The following is a 20,224-nucleotide window of genomic DNA, read 5'->3' as shown; positions in this document are numbered from 1 at the left end:
CCATTTAGAAACTACTGTTCTTTAAACAGGTATATCGGTCTTACCGACCAGATCATTTATGTCTTCAATCTGATAAGTAGTCATATATCTCTTTATTCCTTCCAATATCTCCATCATAGACAATGGGTTAATGAAGTTCGCTGTTCCGACTTGTATGGCATTCGCACCGGCTAATATCATTTCAATAGCATCCTCCCAATTCATGACACCACCACATCCGATGATCGGAATTTCCGTTACTTTTCGTACCTGGTGGATCAACCGAACGATAATGGGTTTGATAGCTGGACCGGAAATACCACCTAAGACATTCCCTATTTTTGGCTTCCGTGTATGAATATCAATTGCCATTGCCAACATGGTATTGGCAACATTTAATCCATCTGCCCCTCCATTCTCACATGCAAGCGCAATTTCCTGAATGCTAGTTACATTTGGTGTAAGTTTAGCAATAATAGATTGATTTGTTACTGCTTTTACTTTTTTGATAAGCTGATAGGATAATTCGGCATCCATCCCAAACGCTTTGCCATCACCTTCTAGATTAGGACATGAGATGTTCAATTCGATGCCGGATACACATTTTTCTTTACTTATGATCTCTGACATCTCAGCAAACTCGTCCACAGAATCTGCTGAGATGCTAGCAATAAGTGGCGTATTATATTGTTCATATTGAGGCAAAATGTTTTTCAGATAATAAGGTAAACCCTTACTTTGAATACCAATTGAATTCAGCATGCCACCAGTTACTTCGCATACTCTTGGAGTAGCATTTCCTCCTCGCGGGTACTTTGTTATACTTTTAGGAACAATCGCACCTAATTGATTAAAATCAAATAATGATTCCATTTCAAAACCAAATGCGCCTGATGCTGGCATGATAGGGTTCTTTAATTTTAGTTCACCGATTTTAACATCCAGTTTCAAGCTCTCCATTATCCTAATACCACCTTCTCCAAGTTAAACACTGGCCCTTCTTTGCACACCCGGACAGAATTAATGCCATTTTCCTCTTTAATATCACATACACAGGCATAACAAACTCCCATCGCACATCCCATGTGTTCTTCTAAAGCAATTTGGCCTGGAAGACCATGATTCTTTGAGATTTTTTGTAATAACTTCGATAGACGTTTTGATCCACAAGTAAACGTAGCCTTAATATCATTTTCAATCAAGAGTTGTTCAATTAATCGATGTACGTTGCTTACATCACTCGTCCCATCTTCTTCAGTGACTTTAATCACTTGTACCCCAAGTCCTTGCAGCATCTCCGCAGCAAGTAGGTCATTATTGGTTCTAGCACTTAGTATGGCAATACATTTCACATGCTTCTCCACTGCTTCTTGGGCAAGTGCCGCCAATGTCGCAATTCCTACGCCCCTTGCAAGTAACAATACTGTGTCCCATGTTTTACCCAGTGTGAATCCCTCTCCCAATGGCCCAAGCATATCAACCTTTTCTCCAGCAACAACATCGGTTAATTTAAATGTACCTTGACCTTTCATAAGATATAGAAATTCAATGGTCTTTTCTGCTTTATTCATGCGATAAATACTGAAAGGGCGTCTTAAAAAAGGTGAATCAGCTTCAGCACATTTTATATTAAAAAATTGGCCCGGTTTGACTGGCTCCAAAATTGAAGATGCTTCCAATTTCATATGCCAATATCGTTCACTGACTTGAACATTTGACAGTACTTCTAATTTATTTACTTTCATGACGTTCACCTCACCAATTTTTGGCTCACTTTAGCATGTTTTAAAATTTCCTCTTTTAGTAAGAAAGCACCCATAGCTATGTGTTCAAGTGACGTATACTCTTCTGGATTATGACTTAAACCATTGCGTGATGGAATGAAAAATAATACGGATGGACTCAACTGCGCCATATTCATTACATCATGCCCAGCTCCGCTCGGCATCAGTGTATAGGTATTTCCATACTGCTCGCAGGTTTCTTTTATGCTATCAATCATGTTTTCATCCATTTTTACTGGTGCCTCATCATTTAATTTTATAATGCTCATTTTTAATTCACGTTGTTTTTCAATGCGCTGCATCGCATGATATAGTTCTTTTATGACAACTTCTCTTGATTCTATTGAAATACCTCGAATGTCGATCCCCATTTCTACCATTCCTGGAACAATATTCATTGCACCCGGATTTACATCACATACACCAACTGTTGCAACTGTCCCTCTTGATGCTTCCGATTGCGCTGCTTCTTCCAGTGTAAGTGCAATTTCAGCTGCACCTAAGAAAGCATCTTTACGGTAATTCATAGGAGTGGAACCTGAATGTGATGCCTGCCCTTGTATTTGTAATTTAAATCTGGTAGGTCCAGCAATTCCAGTTACAATACCAATTTGTTTTCCTTCCTTTTCTAAAACAGGACCTTGTTCAATATGAAGTTCCAAAAACACTTTAAATACTTCTTTACTACGTTCCGCTTCCTTTATTTCATTCACGTTTAATCCATATTTAGAAAATTCACGTTGGATGGATATACCCTGTTTATCTTTTAGATTAGTAATGTCTTCTTTCTTCAAAAGTCCAGCCATCGCCTTGCTTCCAAGCGTTGAAAACCCAAATCGCGCGGACTCTTCACATGCAAATACAATCATTTCTATTGGGTGTTCCGTCCGTATATTATCATCATTTAAACTACGAATTACTTCTAATGCCGCTACAACGCCCACAGTACCATCATACTTCCCAGCTTCATATACGCTATCAATATGGGATCCGCAAGCAACTGCTGGAAGTGCAGAGTTCGTTCCTTTTCGTCGTGCAATTACATTCCCTACAGTATCTACATTGACCTCCATTCCTTCCTTTTCACAAAGGTCAATTATATATTGTGTCGCTTGTCGTTCTTCATCTGTATAAGCTAGTCGATTTATGCCTTGACCTTGTTTACTAAACGTATTAAGCTTTCCCAGTGTATGTTCTAAACGTTTGAAGTTCATGATACACACCAACTTTCCTTTATTATCCCATCCTGATGATATTACAAGTCGGTTAACCTTCTTTATATCTAAACATACAAAATAGCCCTCCTTGACATATGTTTTATTCTTCCGCTATTTCACCATGTTTCATACCTTTTAATGGGTTTCCTTTTAACGTCATAATGATGACTAACGAGATTATATATAGTATAGACAGAAAAGTCATCGCAGCTGTAATACTGTACTTATCAAGTAAAAAGCCAATAACAATAGGTGATAATCCACCTAGCGCTCTTCCAGTATTAAAAATCGTATTGTTCGCAGTACTCCTGACTTCCGTTGGGTAAAAACTACTGATAAGAGCACCATAACCCGCATTCATACCATTAGCAAAAAATCCTACAATAGCCCCACCAATCAAGATAGCAATTGCACTTTGGGCAAATACATACAAAAATACTGATGCGGCCGAGGCAATAAGAAAAATACCATATGATGTTTTGGCACCAAATCTGTCCAATATTTGGCCAAACAACAACATACCAGCGCACATTCCAATGATCGTGCTAATCATCCAAAGAGAAGAACCCGATACACTTAAACCAAGTCGGTCTTGCAAGATCGAGGGAAGCCAGTTCATCAATCCAAAATAACCTGCCACTTGTACAGTTGACATAATTGTAAGTGCTATCGTTACATAGGTAGTCTTGCGTGAATTGAATAGCTGAGCAAGAGAACTTTTCCTTTTTTCGTTCTTTTTAATTTTCTTTTGTGCCTGTTTCCATTCCTCTGTTTCGTCCAAATTTCTTCGAACAAAGAATGCCAATAAAACTGGTACAATTCCAGCAAAAAATAATGCTCTCCAACCAAATATAGGTATGATGATAGCCGCTAGAACGGCAGCAAGAACAGCCCCCATTTGTCCGCCAATTGTCACCCACGAAGTCATCCTACCACGTTTTTCTTTTGAAAAGACTTCAGCAACTAAAGCCATTCCAATTCCAAATTCCCCACCGCCACCAACGCCTGCCAAAAACCGTAAGAAATAGATGACATAGATATTGTTTGCAAATCCAATTAATACAGTCGCGATAGAAAAAAGGAATATCGTGTAAGTGAACACACGTATTCTTCCATATTTATCTGCAAGAATCCCGAATGTAACACCCCCGACAAGCATTCCTATATTAGTGATGGAAGCTATTAAGCCCCCAGCGGCTGATGAAATACCAAACTCTGTAATAATCGTACTTAAAACAAATGATAGAAACATAATATCCATACCTTCTAACCCCAAACCAAGCATAGAGGAGGCTAGTACTTTCTTTTTGTAGCTATTCTTTTCCAATGTGTGCGCCATGTCATAATCCCCTTTATTTAATAATGAGTGACAATCAAAATTTATCTGCATCTAATATTTTTTTAAGCTTGGCAGGCGTTTAGTACCATCTCAGCTGCCCTTTGATGAAGTTCTTTATAATCTTCATCAGAAACCCATTGTTCATTTATACGATTTACATGCACAACGAGACAGTTAGCAGCCGGTATTTGATATAAAGATGCAAGCAAGAACAATACTGCTGTCTCCATTTCACAATTGATAACATGTCTTTCTTTCCAGTAAGTCATAAATGCGTTATCTGGTTGAGGGCCGTTTTTCATCCCATGTTCACGTCCCTGACCAAGATAATAACTTTGTGTTGTCATTCCAATTCCAGTATGAACTCGAAATCCACTGGTCTCCGCTTGGGTTTTAATTTTATACAGTAAATTCGGATCAGCTGCTGCTGGGTATACATCACTTACATACTGCGCTAGCATACCCGGATCACGAACCATCGCGTGATTTAGCATCAACTCACCTGGTGCCAACTCCTCTTTCCATGCACCGCAACCGCCTAACCGAACCAGTTGCTTTGCACCACTCTGGATTAATTCTATAATTGCAATTTCAGTGGAACCAACCCCAATACCGGTTGAGCAAATAGATACTTTTCTATTATTCCATAAGCCAGAAACCAAAATAAACTCACGGTTCTCTACAATTAACTTTGTGTTATCCCAATTACTAGAAATCAATTCAACTCTTGCGGGATCACCAACTAATAACGTAATTTCTCCCAAATCAGATGATTTTATCTTTTTTAAATGAATATTATCCATGACACTTGTATCTCCCTCTAGATAGCAGTTTTTATTGTATCGGCTAATCTATACCTCACCAATGTAAGCGATTAATTAACATTATACCTTCCATTTTTGTAATTGAAATATACACAACCAACAAAAAAGAAGCGTTATATTTGTCTATGTCAACAAATATAACGCTTACCATAGAACGTGAAACCTCCAAGCAATATTTATCTTTTATTATAAAAAAGTAATTCATATATCTTTAAGCCAAAATAGAGATTCATTTTCCCTTCAGAACGCTTCATATCAAATCCTGTTATTTCTTCTATTTTTTTGATTCGGTATTTCAATGTATTTACATGAATGTACATATTATTAGCAGTATCTTTCAAAATCTCGTCATGATAAAAGTACGTTTTTAATGTTTTTAAAAGTTCATGATTTTTATCTTGTTCAACTAATTGTCCAATTGTTTCTTGATAAAAATCAAAAAGCTCTTCCTGATCTTTTAACTGATTAATTAAACGAAACAAGCCTAGGTCATCATAATATGTGATTCCTTTAGCGTCTTTGATTGAATCGCTTAAATATAATGCTTGATCAGCTTGAATATAGCTCTTTTGAATACCTGCTGGTCCTGTTCCTACTCTACCAATACCTAGATATAATTTGATCATAGAACCGATATACTGTGTAAGTCGATCGTAAAATTCATGATAAATTTGCGCCATATCTTGATGTACAGACAAAATAATACAAATGTTACCGCTTATATGACCTACCAATACACCAGGTATTACATTTTGAATGATTGAATTAATCTGATCATGATTTAAAGTTATATTATGTTTTGTTTTAGCGTTTTCACTTCTTGTAGTGAATAATAAACACACATATTTATCCTGTTTGTTTATTCCATATTTCTCTCCCCACTCAATAACGTTTTTTTCTTTTATATTTTCACTAAATAATAATTCTCGTATAAATTCATTTTTATATTGTTGTTCAACATCATATTTTACTTTTAACCGCAAGAATTCCAATGATAATAAACTCGAAGCTTTTTCAATAATAGCAAGATCTGTAGCTAAATGTTCGTTATTCACTTCCCAACATGTAATGTTCCCATAATATTTCCTGTCAACCATAATAGGCGCTACAATACACGATAAAATTTCTTCACCATACTTACGACTATATTGAATTGGCCTTTGAATGATGGTCAGATCATCTATTTGATCTTTGTCCAAAGGTGAAAGCGACTTTTCAGATGTTGGAACTTTAATAAATGAAAGTTCACTTTCAATCGTAATCATATTTCTTGTAAGGTAACTAACATGTTCAACAAGTTCATCAACACCTTGACTATTTAATGAGATTTCATCCAATATTTTTGTTGCTTGTTCAACATCCTCTTGCAACACTACTTTTTCATTAAATATATGGTTCATGACCGGTGAGAGAATATCTAGATATTTAACATCATCTGGGATTTTAATAATTGGAAACCCTAATTTATTTGCACTATTTATTATTCCCTTTGGAATTGTTTTGATGAATTGAGATGGTTTGATAGCAAGACCCGATGCTCCCGCATTATGCAAATTCTGGACTAGCATATTTTGGGCATCTAAATCATCTTTAATAGCAAAGAGAGATGTTAAAATCAGTTCTCTCCCTTTTAACCATTGAACAATTTCAGGTACTTCCATAACCGTAATATTTTCAATAACTCTTGCCATACCCTTTTGCCCGGCTACTACTTCACACGCACTAAATTTGCCCAACTTCATTGCATTACTTAAAGAAATACTCATCCCCTTACCTCCCTAGATTCCAAAGTAGAACCTTCATATTTTCAATAGCCAAATATATTACGCTTCTAAACCTTTGTTAGATTATTAACCCTACTATAAATCATTGGAATGATTATAGGTAAAGTCATTCAATATCTTTAACCGTCAATTTGGAAAGTTGCTTAAAAAGATATTGGATGTTGCCAGTATTTTTATATGAAAATTACAGCAACTTCTAATAAATTTTATAGAATCAAATAAACTAACAAGCTATTTCTAAACAAGTATAGCTCATTTAGAAATGGTTTGTTAATATGATATCCTTGAAATTACTGTTCAGTATAGTCCACATCAACAAAGGTAGTTGTAACATTAACAATACTCATATCATCATTTGTCAAAAGCAGGAATAGTATGCCCCCCAAAGACCACATTCAAAAACAGTCCAATCAACCGATTGGACTGTTTTTACTTTCACTACCTATATAATCAAACACTGTTCTCCTCTCCACCTGTAACTAAGAACAAGCCCTCCAACAAATCGCCTATCCTTTTCCGATTACCTTTTACCCCATAGCATCATTTAGAATATTGATTAGATCCTTGTTGAAACATTGTATTTCATTTTGCCATTTGAATGATCTTATCGTGCGCAGGTTATAGATCACCCACATCATATTGGCTTAAAAATTCTCTCACAGCATCGACATAAGATAAACGAACACCTAACTAATTGAGATTTTTTTAATGTTAGAATAGAAACTAATTTTCTTTCTTATCTAAATCGCTTAGTTTAAAAGAAAATGGAAGTAATTCTTCCATTGTAATTGTTTTTGTGTCCGCATTAAGATTAGATAAATGTATATTCACTGACCCATCAAAAAACTCACTCATCACTTGACGACAAGATCCACAAGGTGGTACTGGTCTTTTTGTATCAGCAGCAACAGCGATTTCCTTGAATTCAGTATCTCCAGCAGAAATAGCTTTAAATATTGCTACCCGTTCTGCACAACAACTGACAGAATATGCAGCATTTTCAATATTACACCCTTTATATACCTTTCCAGACTTTGTCAATAATGCTGCACCTACACGAAATTTTGAATATGGAACATGCGCATTTTCTCTTATTTGTTTAGCCTCTTCTATAAGTTGATCTTTCATCATTTTATGTCCTCCTCATATCTCTAACTGTAAAGACTAATGACCCTAAAGCATCCTTTTCCTATTTTCCCAGTTTCCTATAAACAAGTGTGAAGATTTTAAGCTAATATATGGAAAAAGGCGTGATTATTTTAAATTAAAAATACAACCTATAAACCTAATATCATCAAGTTACAACAACATGCCAGCAATTGCCGCACTCAATAAGTTCGCTAGTGTTCCACCGATAATAGCCAAAAGTCCATATTTAGCTAATTCACCTTTTCGGGATGGTGCTAGTTCACCTATACCGCCGATAAACATGGCAAGTGCGCCCAAGTTCGCGAATCCACATAATGCAAAACTGATCACTGCAATAGTTTTGTCTGAAAAAGTATCCATTTCAGCTGAAAATGAACTATAGGCAACAAATTCATTGAGGACGAATTTTTGTCCTATAAATGAACCAGCTCGTACAGCCTCTTCCCATGGTATCCCGATCACAAATGCTAACGGCGCAAAAACAAAGCCAAGAATCATTTCAAGTGTGATCGCTTCAAAGCCAAACAAATTTCCAGCCCAACCAAGACCAAGATTTATCAATGCGATAAGTGAGATAAATGCTAATAGTATTGCACCAATACTCAATGCTAAATTAAGACCTACCGTTGCCCCTTTGGCTGCTGCGTCAATAACATTAGCTGTTTCAGTATCTTTTACAAAACTAATCTTTTCCTCTTCAGCTGATACTTCTGTTTCCGGTATAATAATTTTTGCCATTAAGATTCCAGCAGGTGCTGCCATAAATGCCGCTGCAAGTAAATACTCTAAAGGAACGCCCAAAAGTGAATATCCAACTAAAACAGAACCTGAAACAGAAGCTGCACCACCTGTCATGACTACAAACAGCTCGGACTTTGTCATTTTCTCCAAAAAAGGCTTGATAATTAATGGAGCCTCTGTTAAACCAACAAATATATTAGCTGCGGCAGAAATTGATTCAGATTTTGATGTTTGCAAAATCTTTGACAAAAATCCACCAATTATTTTAGTAATGAACTGCATTACCCCAATATAGAATAAAACTGATACCAGGGATGAGAAGAAAATAATTACCGTTAACACTTGGAATGCAAAAACGAACCCCATTCCTTCTGCTTCAAACAGACCGCCAAATATGAAGTTAATACCTTCATTAGATGTATCTATAATACTTTGGATCACACCAGTAACTGCTTCAAATATCTTTTGACCAGTTTCCCATTTTAATACGATAAATCCGAAGAGAATCTGGATGAATAAAGCGCCGCCAATTGTTCGATAATTAATTGACTTCTTATCCTTTGAGAGTAAAAATGCCAAGAATAATATTGTTATTATTCCAAAAATTCCCCATAAATATTGCATAAACACCCTCCTTAATGAGGGTGTTTGAAAAATAACTCTATTCTTCAAACACCACTCTGATTATTTAACAGAATCTAGCACGTGTAAAAGTATCTCTTTATACTTCGCCCGATCAACCACTTCACAAACACGGACATTCGGTTGTTTTCCACTACGGTTATTAATATCAACCATACTGTATCCTCTTGTCAGCTCTCCCTTTGTTTCAATATCTACATAATACATATTGGATGTCGTCATAATTTCTTCATTAGCTGCAATAGCAACTAAAATCGTATCTGGGTGTGTTGTTCCATTAAGTCTATGCACTTTTTCGTTAAATTTCTTAACCACTTGGTTAATTTTTATAAAGAATTCTGATCCACTCGTAGCCAATTTATTGATTTCTTTATGATCCTCATTATCCATAAGCGAATATTTTGTACATATGTCCCAACCAACCATCGTAATAGGAATACCTGAATGTAAGATAATTTTTGCTGCTTCAGGATCTACCCAAAAATTATACTCAGCTGCTGCTGTAATATTTCCTAATGTGTTATTCGTCCCGCCCATGATATAAATATGTGGAATATCTTTTACGATTGTTGGATCTTTTTTAATAGCCATGGCAATATTCGTCATTGGTGCAATAGCCAATAATGATATTTCTCCTGGATTTCCCTTAACTTTCTCAATGATAAAGTCAATTGCATGCTTTTTCTCAGGTTGTTGCTTCGCTTTTTCAAAAAACGCATCACCCATACCATCTTGACCATGAACATCTTCAACCGTTCGATGTTCATCATTTACAGCCGCTAATATCGGACCTTCTAATCCTTTAAATACAGGTACATAATAATCTGGGTTTGCGACTTGAATGGTGTATAGTGCATTTTCTACCTGTTGATCAAATGCCACATTTCCGCCAGTAATCGTCACACCTTCAACCTTAAAATAATGAAGCGCTGTCAATAACGCAATAGTATCATCGCCTGCTGTATCTGTATCTATAATTATTCGACGCATCATGTCCACCTCATTTTTATTGTCTGGATAATTCTGTAATATACTCAAAAAATTGATCTCGATCTACTTCATACACCAAGTTAACAGGTCTTCCATCTTCTGAAACCTCAGTTCTCCCTTGACTTGCTCCTTCTGTATGAACAATACTTTTCACTACCTTTTGTTTTACGAGTGCTTGTTTACCAATAGTTGCTGTTGTAAGTACATCCCACAGGAAATAGGATGAGTTCGTCTGAAAGTGCACAAGTGGTGGTACCATCGCGTAACATTGTCCCAGAAAATCAATCCCAATATTGGCTCTTTTTTTCGCCCACATATTTCTTACATCTACCGTTAGAGGAACCATATTTGTACTTTCTAAGGCAATTAAATCGATTTCAATATTACTATCCCATACTCTCTTAACTGCATCGGGGTCCCAGAAAGCGTTCCATTCCGCGGTACCGTTATGTTCTGGCTCTTCAACATTTCCTGTTTCCAAGAATGTGCCACCCATCCAGACTAACTTTTCAATATTACTCTCGATATCTGGCGCCTCATCTAATGCACGTGCTAAATCTGTTAGTGGTCCAATAAATAATAAAGTAACAGTTTCTTTGCTCTTACGAATCGTCTCTACCATATGTTGATGGGCTGGGAGCTCTGCAACTTTCGTTTTTATAGAACCCGACTCATTCAATAGTGGTAACGCATCAATAAAAAATGCATGCATCCGCCAATCTTTCGGAAATGGATGTTTTCCACGCGAATCGGAAGCTGCTACTTCTATTTCTTCTTTCCCGAATCTATCAATAATTTTTCTACTTGCATATAGTGCAGGCTCTAAATAGCAATCAGCTGGAATTACACCAACACCAAGTAGATCAACATCATCCATCTGTAATAAAAGAAATAGAGAAGTTAAATCATCTACCCCTCCATCATGATTTAAATAAACCTTTTTTTTCACTGTTATTAGCCTCCTGATGTGCAATAATTTGTCTGCTGAAATTGATTTAATTGATCTTTAGTAGGTAATCCTGGAATAACTTCTTCCTTTGTGACACAGTATGCACCAGTTAAACTAGCAAATTGAACAGCATCCAATATAGACTTTTCTTCTGACAATGCTACTGCTAATGCTCCAGTGAATGCATCTCCTGCACCAGTAGTATCCACCACATCAACCTTCACAGATTGAATATTTCTAGTTTCATCAGCTGTAACAATTAATGAACCTTTTTCACCTCTTGTGACGATGACTACTTCCGGCCCTTTCTCTAGCAAATTGCGCGCTAATTGTACGCATTCTTGCTCAGTAATATTAGCATTTGGATGTTGACCATTAAGTAACAATAGCTCAGACTCATTTGGATTGATGATTGTTGCTAAAGATAATAATTCCACTGCCTCGATATTAGCGGGGGCTGGATTTAAAATAACCAACTTTCCTAACCGTTTGGCAATTCCCATACCACATTTTACAGTTTCAATTGGCGTTTCTAGTTGAAATACAACAATATCCGAATCAGCTATTACATGTTCTAAAGCTTCTAGATGTGCTGGAGCTAGCTTATTATTTGCACCTAAATCAACAATGATACAGTTGTCATTATCATCATTTAGTAAAATAATACCGACACCAGTACTCACATTATCCATTCGAATAATATGTGACGTATTAATGCCTGCTTCAGCCATCATTGTTAGACCATCATCACCGTACTTATCACTTCCTAAACTACCTACAAAAGTGACGTCCCCACCCAGTTTCGCTGCGGATACGGCTTGATTTGCACCTTTCCCACCATAACCTTCTGAAAAGTCGCTACCAATTAGTGTTTCGCCCCATGCAGGAATCCTTCCTGTTCTACAAGTTAAACCGACATTATAACTTCCTATAGAAAGAATCTTTTTTTGTTTCTTTGCAACCATTATTCTTTACCCCCTCATTTGCAAGCGCTATCAATGATTCAATAAAAAGAGATTACCTTTTTATCTAGTTAATATTGAAGTAATCTCATATTTATCTGTTCTTAACAATACTACTGAACATTCTAGTGGTACTTTTTCATTACTAAATGTAATTTGATCAAGATATAAAACAGGATCTTTTTCTGCAAGATCTAGTAGTTTTGCTTGATTCTCTTCTAAAATTTTCGCTGAAAAGTTCCTAATGCCAAAATTAATAGTCGCTTCAGTGTGTTTTTCAATGGCTTTAAACAAACTAATGACTTCAAAATTTTCAAGTTCAATACCTGGACAACGATTTAGTGAAATCCAGTTTTCAAGTAAAGTTGCTGGTTGATTTTGAATAAACCTTACCCTTTTTAAATACAGAACTTTGTCAGACTCATCTAATGCTAACTTTTTCTTTATATCTGGACTTGGTTGAATCACTTTTTTCTCTAGAACCTTCGTTATAAACTTAATCCCTCTTGTCTCCATAGATTCCGCAAAGGAAATTAATTCTTGAGCAAAGGGATATGATAATTTATCTTTTTCTACAAATGTCCCTTTGCCCTGAACTTGAATTAATAGCTCTTGCTTAATCAACGTGGCAATTGCATTACGTAAAGTACCTCTACTAATATTAATTTGTTTTGCCAAATCTTCTTCTGCGGGTAATTTATGGCCCTTTTCCCAATTTCCAGTCCTTATATTTTCAAGCATCCAATCAGCCACTTGCTGATAAAGTGGCTTCGGACTATTCTCTTTTATAAAAGGTAATTCCATCGTACAACTTCCTTTCCTAACTTCACTTATCAGGCTATTATACCATCTTTTATTATGCACTGTAGTTGCATAAGGGAAGTCAGAAAAATCAATGCGTTTTAATAGTCACTTAACGCCTCACCAGTACCGCCAACAATTTGTGCACCAGCACTTGTACCTAATAATACAGCACCTGCATTTAAAATTTCATTTGCTTTGTCAATATCTCTAATTCCACCTGATGCTTTAACAAGCACTTTATCCCCAGCAATTTTCTTTAATAATTGGATATCTTCAATAGTGGCATGTCCACCTTTACCCCACCCACTAGAATTTTTAAGGTACGTAACACCTGCACTTAATGCAAGTTCAGCTGCTTTAACTTTCTCATCTTGAGTTAACATGCCAAATTCAAGCATTATTTTAGTTACGTTACCATCAGCCGCTTTAACAATCGCCGCTATTTCATCATGATACTCTTGGTGCATTCCGCTTTTCAAAAAGCCAATATTAGCCATAAAGTCAACCTGCTCAGCACCTAAAGCAATCACATTTTCCATCTCATAAACTTTAGATTTCGTTGTAGCACCACCCATTGGATATCCTAGTGCTGTACATATTTTCACATCTGAACCTGCAAGGTGTTTCTTCGCATCTTCTATCCAACATGGCTGAATCATTACGCCATCAAAGCCATATTCTAAACAATCATTCGTTAAACCTTTAATATCTTCTTTTGTAACATCTGGGTTAACATTCGTATGCTGTATTTTCTTTGCAATTTCTGAAGCTGTAAAATTAGTCATTATTTTTCCTCCTTTTATTATACGTATATATACGTCTATATGACTAATATAAATGTATTGATCATTTTTGTCAATCGGAAATGTGAATTAGTTTATTGAATAATTGAATGAATAATTGAATGAATCATTTATAATTTCCATTTTAAAGTTACAAATATTGTGAAATTATTGCAGAAAACCCTGTGCTACAATTTCCCTGAGCCATCGTGAATTGCCTCCCGTGTGTTTTACTAATTTTGGTCGACTTTAATACTCACGGTTTCACGGCGGCTTACTATTTTATTTAACTGTTGCATTTGATTTTACAATGAACCAAATTCATTTGATTTATGATAGCTCCGAACCATGGAAAAGCTCAATGATCGTGTTATCAATGCGCTTTTCTCCTTGGACATGCTTCCATACTTATGTATTTGATAAAATTCCAAATTATAATAGCTCTAGTTCTTTCAAAAATATGCGAAATCTATAAAATAAAATCTCTATTTGCTCCAACAATTAATAACCACAACTTTTCTCAAATACCCTTAATCTCTCACGGATAAATTAAAAGCCAACTAACATATCGATTTTTTCCAATCTATCCTAAGAGATAGAGCTGTGAGTAAGATCAATCTTTGATCTTACTCACAGCTCTTTAACAAACCTATTTAAAAATGTTCCTACAGTTAAGCTTTCATTCCATATACAAAGGTAAGTAGTAAAAAACAAATGTAATAATGATTAAAGTAACCCCACTTCCAATCAATATTTTCGGATATCTCTTTGTTATAGACATATCTTTCTCATTATCAAAATCCTCAGGACGTTTCAATAACTCTTTTCTAAATAACACCTCTTTTTCCGTAACTGTGCCTAATCGTGATCCAACGACTAATGATATAATCGACAGAACAACCCCTATAATTGCCGGGTTTAAATACACTGGTAATGAGACCCCTACTTTTTGAATCAACTCACCCGCAATAACACCTAAAAACCCCATGACTATTGACCAGAATGCTCCTTCACTATTTATGCGTTTAGAATAAATGCTTGTAAATGCCACCGGTCCCCACGAAGCAGCAAATAGTGTTGCTGCAAAATAACCTACCCACATAATTGCTGGTGGTTGCCATAAAGTGATAATAAATATAACAATACTGGCTCCAATCATAGATAGCCTGCTAAATTTCAAGGCCGATTTATCACTCTTTTTCTTAAATGATAAATCATGTGCAACACTATTTCCTATCAGTTGCAAGAATGTAGAACACGATGACAGTGCCGCAGCCATAATTCCTGTTAAAGCCAAAACGCCTATCGATGTAGGCAAAATATTGATTGCAGACCATATAAACACTTGTTCTGTTGGATTAATATCTGGATTTATTGAGGATACTGCTGCCATACCGATGTGTAAAAAAAGGTAAATAAATAATAAAGCAATCATAGCAAACACTCCTGACCGTATTGCCACATGCTCGTTTTTAGCCATAAGATAGCGACTAGTTTGCCAGGGGCTTACAGATACAACCGTACCCCAAACTAATCCCATAATAATTGCCCATCCTAACGCTTCCATTGGTGTTCCCATTGAAGCATTCTTCCCGGTGAGGCCATGCCAGCTTAAAATATCTGGTCTTGAATTTAAAGTAGATGTATTAATAAGTGCCTCTGGCCAACCGCCAGAAGCGTAAATAATATAGGGTACAGCAACAAATACTGCAACTAAAAATATGATAAACATGAGAGTATCGTTGACAAGCACTCCTTTAGCTCCAGATAAAAATGTAAAAGATGTATATGCTATCCACATAATTACTAAGGCAACAGTGTATGGTACATCTAAAATAGAACTTAACAGAAGCGCCCCCCCCTGAGTAACAGCTACAAGATATGCTGCAATTCCGATAATAGTAGTAATTCCGGCAGCTCTACGCACCTTTGTGGAATTAAACCTCCTTCCAAAATATTCGGGTACTGTCAGAGACTCACTTCTTCGCAAATACCTTCCGAATAAAACTACTCCTAAAATATATCCGCTACCATTAAAAATTGTTAAAATTAACAACAAAATGGGGTATCCCTCATAAGAAAAACCCGCTTCCCCCATAAACGAAACAGTACTTAAAAATGATGCAACTAATGATCCTGTAATTAATAATGTTGAAGCGTTTCGACCTGACACAAAATAATCCTCGACATTTGATATTTTCTTAGACAAAAATATCCCAATAACAATATATACTAAAAACGAGAATAGAACTCCTATTGCATATACCACCTATATAACCTCCTCTTTTTCGGAGTGTGTTTTTAAAGTAGTCTCTTTCCTCTGGGTACTCTGTATTGCAAACTTTACCACAACCCCCATTATTATCAGTGCACCGCCATAACATATAGTGAAAATAAACTCTCCCATTATACGCTCCCCCATTTCAAAGTAGAATAAAGATATTAAGAACATCTTTAAACTTTTAATCCTGTTTTAAAAGCTTCTTCTACTGCTTCATCAAGTGACCTAGGACTGTAAGCATCTCCTATTCGATATATTTTCTTCCCTGTTCCTTTTAAGCTACGATAAAGTTGTAACGATTCTGAAGCATCCGTACCGATTGCAAGAACAATTGCTTGAGGACTACGTTTTTCACTTCTTCCACTAAATATATTTTTTATAGTAATTTCATTTTCTTCTATCTCTTTCAATTTGAAATGTGGCGTTAATTTAACGTTTGCTTCATCCAATCTTTTTAATGTTCTATTTCGTATATATTGTTGTAACGATTCTCCAATGCCATAAGATGCTGAGATTATTTCAACCTCTTTTTCATTTAGTGCTAATCGCTCCGCTGCTTTAACACCTATCCAGTCCCCTTTCCAGTCAAGAACAACAACAGACTTTTCTCTCACATTCACCCCACCAAGAATATCCCATGCAGTATAAACACCATATGAAGTTTTTCCAATATCAAATGGAACATACGGCTTTGCCCCTGTAGCTAATATTACTGAATCAACAGGTTTGCTTTCAACTTCCCTCTTTTGAAAGCGCTTACCTTTATGCGTTGGAATATCTAACCTTTCTATTTCATTTAGCAGATAGTTATACCAATTAGTCACCTGCTCACTATTCAATGCACCAGACATTATATTTAATTGTCCGCCTAAGGAATTCCTTTTTTCATAAAGCTCAACAATATGTCCTCTTTGCTTAGCAGTTATTGCTGCCGTCATACCAGCAGGTCCACCACCAACCACTATAACATGTTGCTGTTTTTCCGCTTTTAGTATATTTTGATAATGATTCTCTTGTCCAGTTCTTGGATTCACTGTACAACGTATAGGAAGATGTTCTTGATACCTGCCAATACATCCTTGATTACAAGCAATACAAGGGATAACTTGTTTTTCTATATTCTGGAAAACTTTATTAGGCATATGGGGATCGGCAATCAGCGCACGTGTCATGCCAATTACGTTACCAGAACCCTTTTGCAGCATCTCTTCAGCAATTTTCGGTGTATACATTCTTGAAGTAATTATTAACGGCGTATGTGCTATAATTTCTCTTACTTCTTGCGTCCTTGCAAATAACTCCTGTGCAGATTCAGAAGATGGCGGAACAATGAAAGAACTACCTTTCTGGGTGGCAGAGGAACCCACAACCAAACTCCAGTAATCTAAAATCCCCAAAGCCTGTAGATGCTTTATAATTTGCAGTGTTTCATCAATTGACGTTCCTTTATCGTCCATCGATTCCAGTGAAATACGCATACCCAGCACCATGTCATCTCCGACAGCTTCTCTAACACGTTTAATAACTTCTCTTGAAAATCTTAACCTATTTTCGAAGGAACCTCCCCACTTATCCTGTCTGATATTCATTTCCTCACTCCAGAACTGTTCAAATAGGTATGCGTGAGATCCAACGAATTCTAGTCCATCTAATCCAGCTTTTTGTAAATGTACTGCTGACGTTACAAATCCCTCAATAATCTCTTCTATTTCTTCCTCTTCCAGTTCTCTTGGTACAATCTGAAACCGTTCTGTCGGAATCGCAGATGGTGCTACTACTGACGTGTTGTTGTCACTTAAATAAGCCTCCCTGCCGTTATGGATCAACTGTGCAAAAATCCTTGAACCATGATCGTGTACTTTTTTCGTTAAAAGTGTATGAATGTCAATAATTTTGGGATCAGATGCATCAATAGCATATGGCGTATTCAGTCCCGTTTTATGTACCCCATGTGCCTCCATCACTATTAGACCAACCCCACCTTTTGCTCTTTCTACATGGTAAGCACTAAAATCTTCTGTAGGCAGATGATTTTCAACCAATGTAGTCTGGTGACCACTTGTCATTATTCGATTTCTTAACTTCACATTGCCAATCATAAAACTTGAGAATAATGTTGGGTATTTCATTTCCATTCATTCTCCTTCCTTCGTTATAATTAAGTATAACTTAATTAACTCAGACTTAATTATAATCGTTCTAATCCACTTAGTCAAATTATTTTTAATATTAATTTATTTAGATGACCTTGACCGTTTAATGATACTATTGCGGTAACAGCACTTTATAATCTGACTAATTCTACAAGTGGCTAATAAAATGAAATAGGAGTGGAAGTATGGACGAGCATTCAAAATCAATTGGAGAGAGGTTACGTTCTATTCGTTTACAGAAAGGAGTAACGATTAACAAAATTGCTAAAGAAACTAGTCTGACACCTAGTTTTATCAGCCAGTTCGAGCGAGGATTAACAAATGCATCGGTTGCTTCCATGCAAAAAATAACGCAGGCATTAGATACGCCAATGGGGTCACTGTTTGGGAATGGAGATGATGAAATCACAAATAATGAAATTACATATATAAAAAGGGGTGAACGGCGCAAGTTAGCATTTCCGGAACCAGAGAACACTGTTGATCAATTATTGACCGGTCCCAGTGGTCACTTACAAGTGATCTATTCTACGATTGAACCAGGTGGCGGCAGTGGCAAACCCTACGCTCATGACAGTGATGAAGAATGTGTTGTCATCTTATCTGGAACAATGAAGATGAGTATTGATGGTGAAGAATTTATTCTTCATGAAGGGGATTCTATTACTTTTTGCAGCAGAAAAGCACACGGTTGGAAAAATATCGGCGCAACTACAGTAGAAGCAATGTGGATTACAACACCGCCAACATTTTAATGCTATCGAAAAGGGCTTGTCAGATAAAATGTGTAAGTTAAAACTTATTCAATGTATTTGAAAGCCCTCTTTTTTAAATTTTCATGAAGAAGTAGTTGGTTCATAATCATTGCCCAGTTTTGGATATGGCCACCTCCCATTTTGTTTCGAGTTCTTTTACTCGCAAATGTAACACCTTTAATAGAGCGGTCACGTTGATATGCTCCCTTTAAGGTAGACAGATTAAAAATAAAAGTCTATTTTATCTTAGGGGAGTTTTTTTATATCCAATAGATCTCATTCAAGAGAATTTAAATATGAAGTAATAATGGTCTACAAAAATGAAGAGTATACACTAAAGGAATTATGTTCACAATATCAAATTAATGATACACCCTTTCATAGATGGATCGAGACATTTAAAAAGGAAGGAATAAGTGGGTTAGAGGAATCAAAATCATGGGAAAGGTATTCTAAAGAATCAAAGAAAGCAGCTGTACTTAATTATTTATCGGGAGAATATTCCTATAAAGAAGTTGTTCGAAAGTATCATATTTCAAGTGATTCCTAACTCAATAGATGGATAAATAAGTATAATGGTCATATAGAATTAAAAGATACGGGAAAAGCGAGAACACGTTCTATGACTAATGGGAGAAAAACCACTTGAGGAGAAAGAATTGAGATAGCTGTTTACTGCTTGGAGAACAGAAAAGATTATCAAGGAACCGGATGAGATAGGTCCTCTTCTACACGTGAACTACAAAACCGGAAAATTATGAAGGAAATGATAACGCTTCATGAGAAAGTGGAAGGTATTTATGGATACCGTCAAATGAAGACAAACATGAATCGTATATTTAAAAAGAAACTTCAACAAAAACTCAATCATAAAAAACTTATAGATTGATGAAAATCGCTGAATTACAATCTGTCATACGCAAAAAGAACAAATGTTCTAAACGTTCTATTACCAACATGTTGCGGAGAATATCTTATATCGTAATTTCAAAGCAGACATCGAAACAATAATCGGTTTGTTTTTTAAATATTGGCCCTGGCAACAGCCACATTGAACGATGAAGAACGTCTACTTATTCATCGTGATCA

General features: G+C 36.1%; 17 protein-coding genes and 1 pseudogene. 2 read left to right on the top strand and 16 right to left on the bottom strand.

The features are described from left to right. Positions 1–21: 21 nt before the first annotated feature. From JOC34_RS07045 to JOC34_RS06975, 15 genes are all read right to left on the bottom strand, one after another. Positions 22–939, bottom strand: a complete 918-nt coding sequence (locus JOC34_RS07045; protein ID WP_205136051.1) for a dihydroorotate dehydrogenase — start codon at positions 937–939, stop codon at positions 22–24. Continuing rightward, positions 939–1,724: a dihydroorotate dehydrogenase electron transfer subunit gene (locus tag JOC34_RS07040; protein WP_205136050.1), complete on the bottom strand. Its 786-nt coding sequence runs from the start codon at positions 1,722–1,724 to the stop codon at positions 939–941. The genes JOC34_RS07045 and JOC34_RS07040 overlap by 1 nt, the downstream gene beginning before the upstream one ends. A gap of 5 nt (positions 1,725–1,729) precedes the next feature. Continuing rightward, positions 1,730–2,977 carry a Zn-dependent hydrolase gene (locus tag JOC34_RS07035; protein ID WP_205136049.1) on the bottom strand — a complete coding sequence of 416 codons (1,248 nt, stop codon included), beginning with the start codon at positions 2,975–2,977 and terminating at the stop codon, positions 1,730–1,732. Positions 2,978–3,080: 103 nt separating this feature from the next. Continuing rightward, positions 3,081–4,319: an MFS transporter gene (locus tag JOC34_RS07030; RefSeq protein ID WP_205136048.1), complete on the bottom strand. Its 1,239-nt coding sequence runs from the start codon at positions 4,317–4,319 to the stop codon at positions 3,081–3,083. A gap of 62 nt (positions 4,320–4,381) precedes the next feature. Next, on the bottom strand, positions 4,382–5,122 hold the full coding sequence (locus tag JOC34_RS07025; protein ID WP_205136047.1) for a nucleoside phosphorylase: 741 nt from the start codon (positions 5,120–5,122) through the stop codon (positions 4,382–4,384). A 197-nt stretch (positions 5,123–5,319) separates the two neighbouring features. After that, positions 5,320–6,909, bottom strand: a complete 1,590-nt coding sequence (locus JOC34_RS07020) for a PucR family transcriptional regulator (RefSeq protein ID WP_205136046.1) — start codon at positions 6,907–6,909, stop codon at positions 5,320–5,322. A gap of 741 nt (positions 6,910–7,650) precedes the next feature. Beyond that, entirely contained in the window at positions 7,651–8,058 is a 408-nt protein-coding gene (locus JOC34_RS07015) for a cytidine deaminase (protein WP_205136045.1), read from the bottom strand. 168 nt (positions 8,059–8,226) lie between these two features. Beyond that, complete coding sequence (locus tag JOC34_RS07010; RefSeq protein ID WP_205136044.1) at positions 8,227–9,441, bottom strand: NupC/NupG family nucleoside CNT transporter; 1,215 nt, start codon at positions 9,439–9,441, stop codon at positions 8,227–8,229. Positions 9,442–9,501: 60 nt separating this feature from the next. Next, complete coding sequence (locus tag JOC34_RS07005; protein WP_205136360.1) at positions 9,502–10,449, bottom strand: nucleoside hydrolase; 948 nt, start codon at positions 10,447–10,449, stop codon at positions 9,502–9,504. Positions 10,450–10,465: 16 nt separating this feature from the next. Continuing rightward, positions 10,466–11,398 carry a nucleoside hydrolase gene (locus JOC34_RS07000; RefSeq protein WP_205136043.1) on the bottom strand — a complete coding sequence of 311 codons (933 nt, stop codon included), beginning with the start codon at positions 11,396–11,398 and terminating at the stop codon, positions 10,466–10,468. Positions 11,399–11,403: 5 nt separating this feature from the next. Continuing rightward, positions 11,404–12,363: a ribokinase gene (gene rbsK / locus JOC34_RS06995; protein WP_205136042.1), complete on the bottom strand. Its 960-nt coding sequence runs from the start codon at positions 12,361–12,363 to the stop codon at positions 11,404–11,406. Positions 12,364–12,423: 60 nt separating this feature from the next. Continuing rightward, the gene (locus tag JOC34_RS06990; protein WP_205136041.1) at positions 12,424–13,164 is read right to left on the bottom strand and encodes a GntR family transcriptional regulator; all 741 of its coding nucleotides are present in this window, start codon (positions 13,162–13,164) and stop codon (positions 12,424–12,426) included. A 98-nt stretch (positions 13,165–13,262) separates the two neighbouring features. Further along, positions 13,263–13,949, bottom strand: a complete 687-nt coding sequence (gene deoC, locus JOC34_RS06985) for a deoxyribose-phosphate aldolase (RefSeq protein ID WP_205136040.1) — start codon at positions 13,947–13,949, stop codon at positions 13,263–13,265. A gap of 676 nt (positions 13,950–14,625) precedes the next feature. Further along, positions 14,626–16,215: a sodium:solute symporter family transporter gene (locus JOC34_RS06980; RefSeq protein WP_205136039.1), complete on the bottom strand. Its 1,590-nt coding sequence runs from the start codon at positions 16,213–16,215 to the stop codon at positions 14,626–14,628. A gap of 185 nt (positions 16,216–16,400) precedes the next feature. Beyond that, positions 16,401–18,362, bottom strand: coding sequence for an oxidoreductase (locus JOC34_RS06975; protein WP_205136038.1), 1,962 nt, complete (start codon positions 18,360–18,362; stop codon positions 16,401–16,403). A gap of 203 nt (positions 18,363–18,565) precedes the next feature. Here JOC34_RS06975 and JOC34_RS06970 point away from each other — a divergent pair, with 203 nt between their 5' ends. Beyond that, entirely contained in the window at positions 18,566–19,135 is a 570-nt protein-coding gene (locus JOC34_RS06970; protein WP_205136037.1) for a helix-turn-helix domain-containing protein, read from the top strand. A 44-nt stretch (positions 19,136–19,179) separates the two neighbouring features. Here the strand turns inward: JOC34_RS06970 and JOC34_RS21705 are convergent. Next, positions 19,180–19,331 (bottom strand): annotated as a pseudogene (locus JOC34_RS21705) (IS256 family transposase); the annotation flags it as partial. Between the two features lie 111 nt (positions 19,332–19,442). Between JOC34_RS21705 and JOC34_RS06965 the strand changes: the two are divergent. After that, complete coding sequence (locus JOC34_RS06965) at positions 19,443–19,685, top strand: hypothetical protein (protein WP_205136036.1); 243 nt, start codon at positions 19,443–19,445, stop codon at positions 19,683–19,685. Positions 19,686–20,224: the final 539 nt, after the last annotated feature.

Source organism: Virgibacillus halotolerans (assembly GCF_016908515.1).
Classification (GTDB): domain Bacteria; phylum Bacillota; class Bacilli; order Bacillales; family Amphibacillaceae; genus Virgibacillus_M; species Virgibacillus_M halotolerans.
The sequence above is the reverse complement of the archived record's forward strand: the minus strand, read 5'-3'. Positions and strand labels throughout refer to the sequence as shown.